Below are 13,297 nucleotides of genomic sequence, written 5' to 3' on the forward strand. Positions count from 1 at the left end.
CTGTGTCCAATAAATCTCAGGACGCCGACTCCAAACAGCCCGACTCGTCGTTCATTCAGCTCGACGATGCAAAGCAAAAGGGCGCCGCTTCGGCGGCGTCCGCCCCGCGGCGCAAGGCGCTGCTTGGCGCTCTGACGGCCGTCTGCATTGCGCTGATTGTCGTCTCGCTGGGCTTTGTTTACCCTTCCGTCAGCGGTGCCTGGTCCATCGATTGGATTGTCGAGACCGTGACGGGGGAGAGCATCGTTGCCAAGGATGCGTCGGTTTCCGGCTCGACTACCGCTTCGGGTAAGGTTGCGTCCAAGGACTCCAAATCTTCGGACAATGCGAAGGACGGGTCGAAGGACTCAAAAAAGGATTCGAAGGAGAAGAAGTCCGAAGACAAGGGCGGCAAGAAGTCCAGCAACGCGTCTGCCGGACAGGGCTCTGAATCCACCGGTGGATCGAGCTCTTCTGACGGCTCTTCTTCGGGTGGCGGCTCAGCGTCCGGCGGTGGGTCTGCATCCAACAGCGGCAGCGCCTCTGCTGGCAATCAGGGCGGCTCGCAGCAGCCTGGCTACGTCACGGTGACGGTTTCGGTCACATCGAGTGCCGTGGGTAATCCTGTGTCTTCTGGCGGTACCTTCACCTTTAACGAGGGTGCCACGGTCTACGATGCCCTGTGCGCCCTGGGTCTCTCTGTAAATGCGCACGGCTCATCGTACGGCACGTATGTCGCCGCTATCGGTGGTTTGGCCGAGAAGGAGCACGGTGGTACAAGCGGCTGGATGTATTCCGTTAACGGCGTAACGCCCAACACGGCTTGCAGCAACTATGTCTTATCCAACGGCGACAGTGTCGTCTGGTATTACGTAACGGGCTAAACGCCTCGACATAACACACCAAGCGGGCGGTTCGGACAAACATCCGAGCCGCCCGTTTTTAATGCGAATGGGATGGGGTTTCCAACTAGGGCTCAACCGGAAATTGCATCCCATTCTGAAGGTGAATTCTGGGATGCGGTTTCCGCATCGGCGTCCATTGGGAAACGGCATCCCGTTCCGGACGTCGATTCCGGGATGTGTTTTCCGTTTCGATGTCCGCGGGAAACTGCATCCCGGAATTCGCGCTCAGACCGGGATAACGTTTCCCGATGGGGAGGGTTTCGGAAAGCGTGTCCCGCTCTGAGGGCTCATTCCGGGATGGACTTTCCGCATGGGGGGTTCATCTGGAAACTGCGTCCTGTTCTGGTGACTGATTCCGGGATACACTTTCCGGTAAGGCCTCATCGCGGAAACTGTGTCCCATTTCGGTCTTGTGGCCCGCTTCGCATGCCTTCCTCAGCCTGCTCCACAAACAAAAAAACCGGCTGGAACGAGAATTCCAACCGGTTATACATTCAAGCAAATAGCGAATCGACTACGACCGTGCGCCCTCGAGAAAGAAGCGACGGCTGAAGTAGTTGTACCAGGTGACGAGGAACGTGGCGATGGCCTTCATGGCCTGGTAGCCGATGCTCAAAAACGTGACGCCCACAAACATGTATAGGTCGTTGAGGCCCAGGCCGATCACCGACAGGATGGTGAAGATCGTGAACTCGCGCTTGCGGCTCATGCCCTCGCGGTGGTCGAACACGTACTTCATGCTGAGCCAGTAGTTGACCACAACGGAGGTGGTAAACGAGACCGTGGTGCTCATCAAAAAATCGAGGTGAAACAGCTCGACGAGCGCAATGAGCATACCCCAGTCGATGCCAAAGGAGATAAGACCCACGACAGCGAACTTGAGGAACTGCTTGGTATGAGGTTGTGCCAGTGCCTTGCGCACGTAATCACATCCAATGCGTTGATGAATCGAGCAGAGGATACTTTAGAGCTTTTGCAAGGGAAACGTAAGGTCCTTGCCAAGAACTATACGAACTCGCCAAATTTTCAAGAGCTAATCCGCAAACGTTGAAAATTTGCCCGTAAACGAGCAATGCCCACGAACAACACAGCGCTCGACGCGCGTCATCCGTGGGCATTGTAAAGCTGTAAGGTTGCGAGTTACTTGGTCTCGTCGCCTTCCAGGAAGATCTTTCGGGTCACAAAGTTGTAGACCATGACAAGCGCGGTGGCGCAAATCTTGGCGATATTGGCCTCGAGCCCCAGGCCGGCGTTGAGCGCCAGCACGATGCCGTCGTTGAGTCCCAAACCGATCACGGACAACACGACAAAGATAATGAACTCGCGGCGGCGGCTCATGCCCTCCTTGTGCGCAAACACGTACTTCATGCTGGCGAGGTAGTTAAAGATGAGTGAGATGATAAAGCCGCTGGTATTGGCGATCAGGATGTTGAGGCCCAGACCGTAGTGGAGCAGATTCATAATGCCAAAGTCGATGACCGTGGCAATGACACCGACGACGCCAAATTTCATGATCTGCGCAAGGAGCTTTTGCATGGTACCTGCCTTAAGCTGGCGCCGAAGCGCCGCGGGGATGACAAACTCAGCAAGTTTAGCCAATCCCCGCGGGTGGAGCTAGGCGCGCTCCTCGATAGCACCGTTTCTATATGCATCGAGCAGTTGGCGTAGGTCCTGGATCTGGCTGCGGATCTTGGCACCGGTATCGGTGTCGCTCACCATGCGGCGGCGGTCGGCCTCGTCAAAGCGGTTGGTCTCGCTTTCGATGTCCACGTTGCGCGTGAGTGCCTCGGCAACCGTCGTAAAGGCCCGGTGCGACTTGAGGCGGCAGCCGCGCGAGCTCGAGATAAGCGTGTAGCCGGCGATGCCCGTCTTGGGATGGTAAGCGCGGCAGAAGCCGCCATCGATGACCAGCAGCTTGCCCTCGGCGCGGATGGGCTGCTCGCCCTTGGTGGTTTTAACGGGCGTGTGGCCGTTGATGATGTGGCCGGTCGGTGAACATGCCATGGGCACGACGCCAAACTCGCGCATGATGTCATCGCAGACCGAGGGCGACTTGGTAAGCGTAAAGTACGGGTCCATCGGCTCGACCCAGGTGCTCTTATCGGCGATATAGGCGCGCTCAAAGGTACGCACCAGGCGTCCGCTGGCGGGTGAGTTAAAGCCAATCCACAGGTACCACATCCAGTCGAGGGCGTCGCGGTCGCCCACGCGCCAGGCGCGGCGGGCGATGTGGTCGCAAAAATCGAGATAATCGCGGCCAGCGTGCCAGGTGCCCAGGCAGTTCATGCTGCTAAAGGTGCCGTCTTCGTTGAGCGGCACGCAGCCATGGAACAGCAGGTTGCCGTTGGCGACCTTGTACATCGAGCCGTGGGAATAGAGGAAATCGATATGGCGATGCAGGTGATCGGCGGTGACAAACTCGGACACGAGCTTGTCGATGATGTGCTGCTCCTGAGACGTGAGCGTATAGGGGTCCGTCGGGTCGACGGTGGGGAAGTCGTTGGTCGTGAGCGGCCACACGCTGCCGTCGGCGAGCGTGACCGTGCCGGCGTCGTGATCGATCTTGTCGAGCAGCAGGCGGTCGGTCATATCGAACTCGGGGTGGCGCTGGATAATCTGGCCCTCGAGCTTAAAGAGCAGCACGTTGATGGCCTTGATCAGCGGGGTGATGGGCTCACCGGCGGTGTAGGTGGCATCGGCAAAGGCAACAAGCTCGCGCAGCGAGATGCCGTAGTCATTCTCGAGGATCTCGTAATTGTCGTAGCGTAGGTTGTTGCGCAGCACCGTGGCGATGCAGGCGGGCTCACCGGCTGCAGCGCCCATCCACAGCAGGTCGTGGTTGCCCCACTGGATGTCGAGCGAATGGTAGGTGAGCAGACGGTCCATAATCTTGGCCGCGCCGCCGCCGCGGTCGAAGATGTCGCCCACCAGGTGCAGGTGGTCGACGGCCAGGCGCTTGATGAGCGAGGCGAGCGACTCGATAAAGTCGTCGGCGCTTGCGGTCTCCAGGATGGACTCCACGATGCGCTCGTGATAGCGCACACGATAGTTGTTCTCGTCCGGATGCGTGTGTAGCAGCTCGTCGATGATGTAGGCGTAATCGCGTGGGATGGCCTTACGAACCTTGGAGCGGGTGTAGCGGCTTGAAAGCGAACGAGCGACCATGATGAGCTGGTCAAGCATCGTTTTGTACCAGGTGGGCGAGTCCTCGCGCTGGCTGCGGACCAGCTCGATCTTCTCGTGCGGGTAGTAGATGAGCGTGCACAGCTCGCCCTTTTCGTCAAAGGTGAGCGTGTCGCCAAAAATCTCGTCGACATGCTCGCGCACGACGCCCGAGCAGTTGTTGAGGATGTGCATAAAGGCCTCGTACTCGCCATGCACGTCGCTCATAAAATGCTCGGTGCCTTTGGGCAGGTTGAGGATGGCTGAGAGATTGATGATCTCGGTAAACGCGGATTGCTCGGTGGGGAACTGTCTCGACAGCAGGCGCAGATACTTAAAGTCTTGCGGGTTGCGATCGAATGCGACCATGAAACACCTTCCGATGGAGCTGGTAAAACTGATAAACAGCGTCAAACGTTTATCAGTATGCGCCGCTTTTGTTTCGATTTTGCGCCAGCGGCTGAATTGTCGGCTGAACGGTTTGGTAAATCGATTTAGTTGAGGTAGATATGGCGGTTGAGTGGAGACGACAGAGGGTGTTTTCTCAGATATTTATGCGTGGGGCCGGTGGAGACGATGGTGGTAAAGATGTTCGCTATTTTTGGTTCGATTTGGTAAATAGTGGACATATGTACCGTATGTAGGCTCACTGTGCGATAATTTGCGCAGCAATGAGTAAGGAGCCTCATATGAGTGATTTTGTCCTGACCTGTGAATCCGCCGCCGACCGAACCCGTGAGTTCTTTGCGTCGCGCAATATCCCCGTCGTGTGTTTTCATTACGAGATCGACGATGTTGTCTATACGGACGATCTGTATCAGTCGATTATGCCGGACGAGTTTTTTGCCCAGATTGCCGCGGGCGCCATGCCCAAGACGTCTCAGGTGAGCGTGGGCGAGTACGAGGAGTTTTGGGAGCCGTTTGTTGCCGAGGGTAAAGACGTGCTGCACCTGACGTTGTCGTCGGGTATTTCGGGCACGTATGGATCGGCCTGCGTTGCGGCGCAGATGCTCGCGGATCGCTATCCCCAGGGCGGCAAGGTGCGCGTCATCGATTCGCTGGCAGCGTCTTCGGGCTTTGGCCTGCTGGCGGAATGCGCCGCCGACGTGCGCGATAGCGGCGCTTCGCTCGACGAGACGGCCGCCTGGATCGAGGAGCACAAACTAAACCTGCACCACTGGTTCTTTTCGACCGATCTGTCGAGCTACCTGCGCGGCGGTCGCATTTCGGCTGCGAGCGCGATCATCGGCACGGCGCTTAAGATTTGCCCGCTTATGACGGTCGATTGCGAAGGTGGGCTGTCGCCACGTGAGAAGATTCGCACTAAGAAGCGCGCGATTTCCGAGATGGCTAAGACCATGATGGCACACGTGCAGGACGGTGCGGATTATTCGGGTAAGTGCATCATGTCGCACTCGGCGTGCCGCGAGGATGCCGAGGCGGTTGCGGCGCTGATTGAGGAACAGGTTCCGCAGCTTAAAGGCAAGATTGAGATCAATAACATCGGTACTCTGATTGGCTCGCATACCGGACCCGGTACGGTGGCGCTCTTCTTTATGGGCGACAAGCGCGTGGATTAATTTGCCCCATCACGTCGCTGCATGATTGCTCAAACGAAAACGGCCCGCCTCACGTTTGTGGGGCGGGCCAAGATGTTTTGCTAGCGTTTCTTTCCGCGGAAGAAGAAGCCGTGCAGTGACGGCTTGAGGCCGCGGTTGGCGCGATGCTCCTCGACGCGCTCGTGGATCGAAGCGACGCGCTCGATGACTTCGTCGGGAATCGGCACATCGGGATTCATGTTCTCGACCTGGCTGACCTCGGCGGCGGCGACCTGGTCGATAATGGGTACATCGTCGCGCGAGATGACAGGTGTGGCGTCTTCCTTCATCTTGCGATAACGCTGCATCATGTCGGTCTGTAGCTGCTGTGCCGAAGGCGGCGTCCAGATGATGGCGTTGGCTCCGGCGGCGATGGTTTCACGGATGCTCTCGGGCGTCTTGCCGCCCGGCGCGATGAGCGGCAGGTTGGGATAGTGTTCGCGCAGTTCACGCAGGACCTGCGGCGTGTTCTTGCCGGCGGCGATGTTGAGGATCTTGGCGCCGGCGCGCACTTTGGCGTGAGCATCGTCGTCGCAACGAACGACCGTGGCGATGACGGGGATGTCGGCGATGTTGGTGATGTGCTCGACCATCTCGGCGGTGGCGGGGGAGTTGACCACGCATCCCGCCGCGCCCTGCATCTCGGAGACGGCTGCCATCTGCACGGAGCGCTTACCGGTGGTGGTGCCACCGCCCACGCCTACGAAGACCGGGCACTCGGCGACGGTCAGCAGCGCCTGCGTAATGGCCGGCTGCGGCGTGAAGGGGTAAACGGCAAAGACGGCATCGGCATTGGAGTTGCGGATGACCGCGACGTCGGTGGTGTAGATGAGCGATTTGATACGACGGCCAAAGAGCGTGAAGCCGCTGGCCTCCTCAATCTCGTCAGGCATGCGAAGGGCCGCCTTGCGCAGGCGCCCGTCGATGGGCAGCGGCTCCATGGGAAGCAGTCCGTTGGGGGTCACGGCTACCTGGGGTTCGGTGAACTCGTCTGCGAGCTCGACCTCGGAGAAATCGACCGAGGCGACAATGTCCTCGTGAACCTCGGCGGGCACATCGATGGGGGCTTGGTCGTTTGCCGCGGCAGGCGTGTCGAAGGAGCTGGTGCCGACGAAGGCGTCGACGCGCTCATTTAGATCGTTGAGGGTATCCATGGAGGCTCGATTCTATGTGATGACGGCCGGCAGGGTGCCGGCAGCGTTGTGCTTGCTAAATCGTTTGACGAGTTGATTTTTCCCCGCCGCGTCCTCCGTTAGACCGAAGGGCGGCGAACGTGAAGGAGCTGTGGTGGCGGGGATCGAGGTGCTATCTTGAAAGTCCCGTTTAAAAGAGAGGTGACGCGGTATGGAATTTTCGGCAATGTTGGGCTCGATTGGCCTATGCGTGGGCGCAATCGTTGCCGCCGCGGTCATCTACTTTGTGGTCACGGCCATTAAGGGCAAAAGGGCCGAACGCAAGGAGCGCGCGATGCTTAAACAGCATCGCGACCAGCAGGACAAACGCGCACGGAGATAGCTTGTTGAGTTTTGGATCCGTACGCTAGCTGCGTTTTCGGATCAGGGCAATGTAGAAGCCCTCAAATTCGCGGCTGGGCGGAATGGTGAGCGTGCCGGGCAGGCCGTTGGCGATGGCCGATACCTGACCCGCGGCAATGGCCTCGGTCAGGGCGTTGGACTCGATGCGCGGCTTCTCGCCAGCTTCCTGGGCGCGGCGTGCCTCACTTTCGCTTGGCGTGCCGTCGAGGGGGATGAGCTCGCAGTCCATATGCTTGTCGAGGGCCTCTTGCAGGGCGTCCTCGTTTTCCTGCGGCAAGATCGAACAAGTCGAATAGACGAGCGTGCCGCCCGGTTTGAGGGCTCCCATGGCGCGGTCCAGAAGTGCTCGCTGCGAGCGGGCGCACTTGCTCAGCAACTGCTCGGTGAGGCCGCGCAGGCTCTTCTCGTTGCCGCTGACGACGGTGCCCGTGCCGGTGCAGGGAGCGTCGAGCAGGATACGGTCAAAGCGGAAGAACTCGTCGAGCTCGCGTGCGTCGATGCGCATGACGGGCACGTTTTTTGCGCCTTGGCGGTGGAGGTTGGCTTCGAGCTTCTCGGCGCGGGGAATGCTCATCTCGCAGGCGGTAAGGTGCGCCTGCCCCTGCGTGAGGGCGGCGATCTGCGTCGTCTTGCCGCCGGGGGCCGCGCACATGTCCAGGATGTCCTCGCCGGCCTGGGCGCCCAAGACCAACGGCGGCATCATGGACGACAGACTTTGCAAGTAGATCTTGCCGTCGCGGTAGATGTCGAGGTCCCACAGGTCGGAAACCTGGGCCTCGGGCAGGATGAAAGCGTCCGAGTACCAGGCGACGGTTTGGTGGGCGATGCCGGCTGCGTCGAGCGCGGCGGCGATGTCCTCGGCGGTCGCCTTGAGCGTGTTGGCGCGCAGCGTGACCGGGCGTGTGACCGCGGCGCCGAAGCCCTTGATCATGAGCTCGGCATCGGCGGGCGCATAGGCGCCGGCGACCGTGTCGACCATAAAGCGCGGCAGATCGGCGGCGGAGGGTTGGGCGGCAAGCTGGTCGGAAAGCTCGGTGGCGGCAAACTGCCTGAGCTTGAGCTCGGCCTTGACCTGCTTTTTCTGCTTACGACGACGCGGCTTGGACATCCGTCTTTCCTTCCCATTCCATTACATGTCGAGTGTTTTAGTACTGGCTCTCGTGCTTGCTGAAGAAGTCGAAGCGCGGGGGTAGCGGCTTCACGCGGTGCTCGCCGGGCTTCTCGCCCAGGCTCTCCACAAACTCATCCGTGGAGGCGAAGATGTTATCCCAGCTAAAGAAGGCGAGCGGGTCAACGTCGAAGTACTCGCAGATGAGCTCGCAGCCGGCAGGGACGATGCCGTGCATGAGCACGGTCGCCACGCGCAGCTCGGTAAAGGCGTCGACGAGGGCCTGCGTCATTGCGGCGTTTGCCGGCTCGCCCTCGAGCTTGTTGGCGGCCTTAGAGGCGTCGCTCCAGCGCTTGTTGGCGGCACGCAGGTAGTCGTCGCACACGGCGAGCGCGCGGTGCGTCTCGAACTTGTACATGGCTTGCTCAAAGGCGAGAGCTGCCTGCTCGGCGGCTTCGACCACGGTGTCAGAAGCGGCACCGGCGGGGATGCAGCCGTTGCGGTAGGGGCTCTCGTCGCCCTCCTTGACGGCGACGCCGTAGAAGCAGCTGCGGGCCAGGCGGTTGAAGACGCCGGTCAAAAGGGCGCTCTCCTTAAGGGCCGGATCGATAACGCGCTTGTCGTCGCAGGCACGCACCTCGTTGCCGTCCTTGTCCTTGCCGGTCACACGCGTGTCGTATGCCTTGGGGCTAAAGCTCACCGGCTTCTCGGATAGGCCGAGCGACAGCCAGTGCGCGCGCATCTGCTCGCAGGTGTAGTGGTTGAGCAGGTCGTCTGCCGGCGGGGGAGGGGTCTGCGAGGACGAGCTCGCCTTTTTGCCCATGTAGAGCAGGTGATAGCAGGCGCTGACGGTGCTCTGCGTAAGGTCCCAACCCAGGGCCTCCCACATGGCGGTTTGCGCGATGCAGTAGAAATAGATGTTGTCCTGACCGATGAACTGGTAGATCTGCGCGTCGTCCGAGCACCACCAGTCGCGCCAGTCGAGCGAGCTGTGCTGGTAGGTGGGCGCGGGGACCTGCGTGGAATCGGCGGCGGGCTCGCCCATGAGGGCGGCATCCTGGGCGGCGACGCCCTCGGTCACGCCGGCGGCCTTGGCATCGCGTGCGAGCACGGTGCGAGTGTAGCTGATGGGCGCCCACAGGCTCTCGGGCCAGCACCAGCAGGTGACGTCGGTTACGCCGTCAACCTCGGGCACCGGAACGCCCCAGTCGATGTTGCCGGTGATGCGGAAGGGCACGAGCGCCTTGCCGCTGCGGAAGCGCACGCCGCCGTTGGCGAGCACCGCGTGGGCGTCGTCGCGCTCCTTCCAGCTGGGGAAGGTGACGGTAAAGCTGCTCTTGTTGCCCTCGGGCTCCAGCACGGTGTGCTCGGGGAGCTGGTCCTCGACGGCATCGAAGGCCTCGCGGAACTTGTTCTGGATGTAGAGCTGAGCCGGCAGCAGCCACTCCTCCATGGTCTTGGAGACCACGGAGCGAACCTGCGGGTTCTGGGCGAGCTTGGCGGTATAGGTCTTCATAAAGTCGAGGTAGGCCGGCAGATCAAAGTAGAGATTGTCGACCGGGCGCAGCTCGGGCACCTCGCCGGTGAGCTGGCTCTTGGGCGCGATGAGCTCCTCGGGCTCAAACTGGTGGCCCAGATCGCACTCGTCGGCATAAGCCTTCTCGGACTTGCAGCCCTGGATGGGGCAGCGGCCGATGACCTGGCGGCCGTTGAGGAACGTGCCGGCCTTGGCATCGTAGAACTGCAGCGTGGAGCGCTTGGAGATGGTGCCCTGCTCGTGCAGACGCTCGATAATCTCCGCGGTCACCTCGTTGTGAATCTGCGCAGCCGGCTCAAGGCCCGAGCCGCCGTAGATGTCACAGCTGATGTTGTAGTTGTTGAGGGTCGCGGCCTGGCGGGAGTGATTGGACTCGACATACTCGCCGATGGACTTATCGTAGCCTTCATTCTCCTTGAGCTTGCGGTAGCTCTCCATGATGGGCGAGCCGTAGCAGTCGGTGCCCGAGGTGAAGATGACGTTCTCGCGGCCCAGGCGGTCGCGCAGGAAGCGGGCGAAGAAGTCGGCCGGGACAAAGACGCCACCGACGTGGCCAAAGTGAAGGCCCTTGTTGCCGTAGGGCTCGCCGGCGGTAACGATGGCGCGGCGAGGCCAGCTGGGACGGTCGTTCATGGAGTATTTGGATGCCATGGGACTCCTTCGCATATGGTAAGAGCGCGGCCGGGCGCAAGGCCTGGCGATGCGGTGGTCAATTCGTGCATATCGTTCGACATTATCGCACATGCGGACGGGTACGTGGCAGGGGCGCTATCCTAAGATGCTATGAATGAGATTTCCAACATACATGCGTTTGAGGACGAGGATTTTCTACACGCTTGCTTCGTGTGGGGGATGGCCGTGATCGCGGTGTTTGCCGTGTGCCTGGTGCCGGTGTTTATGCTGTTGGGCGGGCCTGCGGACTTGGACGCGGCTGAGGCGGGCGGCTGGATGGCTGTCGTGGGCTGGATAGTCGGCTTGGCTGCGGTCTCAATGGCATCGTTTGCCGTGCACGAGCTGGTGCATGCGGTGTTTTTTAAGCTGCTGGCGCCTGCGGGCGCGCAGGTGACCTTTGGGGCGAATCGCGAGACGGCGATGATCTATGCCTGCGCCGAGGGCGTTGTGTATTCGCGCCGGCGGTACATGGCGGTTTGTCTGGCGCCGACGGTTGTTGTGACGACAACGCTTGCCCTGGGGTTTGCGTTTTCGGGCTATCCGCTGCTGTGCTACCTGGCGGCTGGTCTGCACTTGTCGGGCTGCGTGGGCGATTGGTATTACGTGCGGACCATCCTGCGCGACCGCCGCATTGTCGCCTGCGAGGACACATCCTTTGGCGTGCGATTTTTCGCAAGGTAGTCTTTTTGGGATGATTTTTCTGGGACGGGGATTAAAAAATCATTGCAGAGGAGGAGATGCTGATGAAGCCGTTGCTGCTGCACGCCTGCTGTGCGCCGTGCTCGCTTGAGCCGGTCCGCCTGCTGCGCGAGGAGGGGTTTGAGCCCACGATTTGCTGGACCAACCCCAATATTCAACCGCGCGATGAATGGCAGCGCCGCCTGGACGAACTGCGCCGGTGGTGTGCCGATGGCGACATCGAGCTTATCGAGACAGGCGAGGACCGCGAGCGCTGGGAGGCCGGTGTGGCCCCGTTGAGCGCCGATCGACCCCGTCGCTGTCGTGCGTGCTATGCCCTGCGTCTGGCCGAGGCATGCCGTGTGGCCCAGGAGCGCGGGTTCGAATATGTGGGTACGACGCTCGCCGTCTCGCCGTATCAGCTGTTCGACACCTGCAATGACGTGCTTGAGCGTTTGGCGGCCGCCCATGGGCTCACCCCGGTGATTCGCGATTTTCGCCCGTATTATCCCGAGGCTACGCGCCGTTCGCGCGAACTGGGCATGTATCGACAGAACTACTGCGGCTGCCGCTTTTCTGCTGTCGAGGCGGCCATGGACCGCGCCCGCATCCGCGACGAGCGCAAAGCCGCCAAAAAGTAGTTCGTTTGGGACGTCAGCCTGCTAGGATGTAGAGCGGACTTTAGCTATATAAGGAGTATCCGACGTGTCTATGCGTACCGATGATTTTGACTACAACCTTCCTGAGGAACTGATTGCCCAGGCTCCTGCCGAGCCGCGCGACTCCTGCCGCCTGCTGGTGGTGGATCGCAAAGGCTCCCAGGCGGGGAAGCCGCTGGAGCACGGCGGTACCGTTGAGCACCGCATCTTCCGCGACATCATCGACTATATCGAGCCGGGCGATGTGCTCGTCATCAACAAGACGCGTGTGATGCCGGCCCGCCTGATCGGTCGCAAAGCCGGCTCGGGTGGCGTGGTCGAGACGCTGCTGCTCAAGCGCCGTGAGGATGTTGACCCGCTGGGCCACGTTTGGGAGTGCCTGGTCAAGCCGGGTAAGCGCCTGAAGCCCGGTGCTCAGATTGAGTATCGCGCCGGTGGCGCCCATGCGCCCGAGGGGGCTCCCGTGGTGCTGACGGCCGAGGTCATCGACTTTGTCACTGATAGCCGCGGAGGCCGTCTGGTGCGCTTTGAGCCGGCCGGCTGCAATGCCGCCGGCGAGCCGCGCACGCTCGACGAGGCCATTCATGCTGCCGGTCACGTGCCGCTGCCGCCCTACATTACCGATTACGAGGGCGATCCCGAGAAGTACCAGACCGTCTACGCCATGAAGGAGGAGCACTCGGCTGCCGCTCCTACGGCGGGTCTGCACTTTACCCCCGAGCTCATGGCCGCTATCGAGGCCAAGGGCGCGAAGTTTGCCGCCGTCGAGCTCGAGGTGGGTATTGATACCTTCCGTCTGGTGGAGGAGGACGACCCCACGCAGCACGTCATGCACACCGAGCGCTACCACGTGTCACAGGAGGTTGTCGACGCCGTGCATAAGGCGAAGGCCGAGGGGCACCGCGTGATCGCCGTCGGCACCACCGCAGTACGCTCGCTCGAGAGCGCCTTTGACGCTGAGGCACCGGTGTCTGATCCGGCCGTGACGGCGCGCTATTTTGAGGGCCGCGAGGATGGGGCCGACACGCTCGGCCGCGGCGACATCGTGGTGCGCGAGAACGCGACGACGCAGCTCTACCTCATGCCCGGCTCGACCTATCACGTGGTCGACGCGCTGATCACGAACTTCCACGTGCCGCGCTCCACGCTCATGATGCTCGTGAGCGCACTTGCCACCCGCGACCAGATCATGGATGCCTATGCCGCCGCCATCGAGGAGCGCTACCGCTTCTTCAGCTTTGGCGACGCCATGCTCATTTTGTAGGTTACGGCGTTTTCCAAACGCCGTAACCGGCCGACGCTGCGCGGGCCGCATTTGGACAATCTGACGTTCAACTTCAAGGGCGCGACCAGAAGGTCAGCGCCCTTTCGTTTCACGTCACCTTGTCTCAAATGCGACCCGCTCGCTGTCGTTGCCAAAACACCGGCATTTCTTTGGTTGTCAAGAGGATGCCGCTCTAGCGG

General features: G+C 61.0%; 12 protein-coding genes. 6 read left to right on the forward strand and 6 right to left on the reverse strand.

The features are described from left to right. Nucleotides 1-2 precede the first annotated feature (2 nt). Nucleotides 3-863 (forward strand): DUF4430 domain-containing protein, encoded by an 861-nt coding sequence (locus DW899_RS07075; protein ID WP_233539937.1) that lies wholly within the window; start codon nt 3-5, stop codon nt 861-863. Nucleotides 864-1,398: 535 nt separating this feature from the next. On the opposite strand, the gene DW899_RS07080 is transcribed toward DW899_RS07075, so the two are convergent. From DW899_RS07080 to DW899_RS07090, 3 genes are all read right to left on the reverse strand, one after another. Beyond that, a complete protein-coding gene (locus DW899_RS07080; protein ID WP_055250894.1) occupies nt 1,399-1,806 on the reverse strand; it encodes a GtrA family protein in 408 nt (135 codons plus the stop codon). A 218-nt stretch (nt 1,807-2,024) separates the two neighbouring features. Then, nucleotides 2,025-2,420, reverse strand: a complete 396-nt coding sequence (locus tag DW899_RS07085; RefSeq protein ID WP_117564479.1) for a GtrA family protein — start codon at nt 2,418-2,420, stop codon at nt 2,025-2,027. Between the two features lie 78 nt (nt 2,421-2,498). Beyond that, nucleotides 2,499-4,415: a fructose-1,6-bisphosphatase gene (locus DW899_RS07090; RefSeq protein ID WP_117800462.1), complete on the reverse strand. Its 1,917-nt coding sequence runs from the start codon at nt 4,413-4,415 to the stop codon at nt 2,499-2,501. 320 nt (nt 4,416-4,735) lie between these two features. Between DW899_RS07090 and DW899_RS07095 the strand changes: the two genes are divergently transcribed. Beyond that, nucleotides 4,736-5,626 (forward strand): DegV family protein, encoded by an 891-nt coding sequence (locus DW899_RS07095; RefSeq protein ID WP_117800463.1) that lies wholly within the window; start codon nt 4,736-4,738, stop codon nt 5,624-5,626. Between the two features lie 80 nt (nt 5,627-5,706). Here the strand turns inward: DW899_RS07095 and DW899_RS07100 are convergent, their stop codons facing one another. Next, nucleotides 5,707-6,798 (reverse strand): hypothetical protein, encoded by a 1,092-nt coding sequence (locus DW899_RS07100; RefSeq protein ID WP_089572116.1) that lies wholly within the window; start codon nt 6,796-6,798, stop codon nt 5,707-5,709. A gap of 190 nt (nt 6,799-6,988) precedes the next feature. Between DW899_RS07100 and DW899_RS10565 the strand changes: the two genes are divergently transcribed. Continuing rightward, nucleotides 6,989-7,159 (forward strand): hypothetical protein, encoded by a 171-nt coding sequence (locus tag DW899_RS10565; RefSeq protein WP_158550943.1) that lies wholly within the window; start codon nt 6,989-6,991, stop codon nt 7,157-7,159. Nucleotides 7,160-7,183: 24 nt separating this feature from the next. Here the strand turns inward: DW899_RS10565 and DW899_RS07105 are convergent, their stop codons facing one another. Both DW899_RS07105 and DW899_RS07110 read right to left on the reverse strand, forming a co-directional pair. Continuing rightward, nucleotides 7,184-8,287 carry an RsmB/NOP family class I SAM-dependent RNA methyltransferase gene (locus tag DW899_RS07105; RefSeq protein ID WP_117800464.1) on the reverse strand — a complete coding sequence of 368 codons (1,104 nt, stop codon included), beginning with the start codon at nt 8,285-8,287 and terminating at the stop codon, nt 7,184-7,186. Nucleotides 8,288-8,324: 37 nt separating this feature from the next. Continuing rightward, nucleotides 8,325-10,475, reverse strand: a complete 2,151-nt coding sequence (locus DW899_RS07110) for a methionine--tRNA ligase (protein WP_117800465.1) — start codon at nt 10,473-10,475, stop codon at nt 8,325-8,327. A 132-nt stretch (nt 10,476-10,607) separates the two neighbouring features. Here DW899_RS07110 and DW899_RS07115 point away from each other — a divergent pair, with 132 nt between their 5' ends. From DW899_RS07115 to queA, 3 genes are all read left to right on the forward strand, one after another. Continuing rightward, nucleotides 10,608-11,177, forward strand: coding sequence for a DUF3267 domain-containing protein (locus tag DW899_RS07115; protein ID WP_117800466.1), 570 nt, complete (start codon nt 10,608-10,610; stop codon nt 11,175-11,177). A gap of 62 nt (nt 11,178-11,239) precedes the next feature. Then, on the forward strand, nt 11,240-11,815 hold the full coding sequence (locus DW899_RS07120) for an epoxyqueuosine reductase QueH (RefSeq protein WP_117800467.1): 576 nt from the start codon (nt 11,240-11,242) through the stop codon (nt 11,813-11,815). A 70-nt stretch (nt 11,816-11,885) separates the two neighbouring features. Continuing rightward, nucleotides 11,886-13,097, forward strand: coding sequence for a tRNA preQ1(34) S-adenosylmethionine ribosyltransferase-isomerase QueA (gene queA / locus DW899_RS07125; protein ID WP_117629596.1), 1,212 nt, complete (start codon nt 11,886-11,888; stop codon nt 13,095-13,097). Nucleotides 13,098-13,297: the final 200 nt, after the last annotated feature.

The organism is Collinsella sp. AM41-2BH, from assembly GCF_003468085.1.
In the GTDB taxonomy this organism is placed as follows: domain Bacteria; phylum Actinomycetota; class Coriobacteriia; order Coriobacteriales; family Coriobacteriaceae; genus Collinsella.

Excerpts from the sequence above, each read along its gene's own strand:
- DW899_RS07085 (WP_117564479.1), bottom strand. The coding sequence starts at position 2,420 with ATGCAAAAGCTCCTTGCGCAGATCATGAAATTTGGCGTCGTCGGTGTC.
- DW899_RS07090 (WP_117800462.1), bottom strand. The coding sequence starts at position 4,415 with ATGGTCGCATTCGATCGCAACCCGCAAGACTTTAAGTATCTGCGCCTG.
- DW899_RS07095 (WP_117800463.1), top strand. The coding sequence starts at position 4,736 with ATGAGTGATTTTGTCCTGACCTGTGAATCCGCCGCCGACCGAACCCGT.
- DW899_RS07100 (WP_089572116.1), bottom strand. The coding sequence starts at position 6,798 with ATGGATACCCTCAACGATCTAAATGAGCGCGTCGACGCCTTCGTCGGC.
- DW899_RS10565 (WP_158550943.1), top strand. The coding sequence starts at position 6,989 with ATGGAATTTTCGGCAATGTTGGGCTCGATTGGCCTATGCGTGGGCGCA.
- DW899_RS07105 (WP_117800464.1), bottom strand. The coding sequence starts at position 8,287 with ATGTCCAAGCCGCGTCGTCGTAAGCAGAAAAAGCAGGTCAAGGCCGAG.
- DW899_RS07110 (WP_117800465.1), bottom strand. The coding sequence starts at position 10,475 with ATGGCATCCAAATACTCCATGAACGACCGTCCCAGCTGGCCTCGCCGC.
- DW899_RS07115 (WP_117800466.1), top strand. The coding sequence starts at position 10,608 with ATGAATGAGATTTCCAACATACATGCGTTTGAGGACGAGGATTTTCTA.
- DW899_RS07120 (WP_117800467.1), top strand. The coding sequence starts at position 11,240 with ATGAAGCCGTTGCTGCTGCACGCCTGCTGTGCGCCGTGCTCGCTTGAG.
- queA (WP_117629596.1), top strand. The coding sequence starts at position 11,886 with ATGCGTACCGATGATTTTGACTACAACCTTCCTGAGGAACTGATTGCC.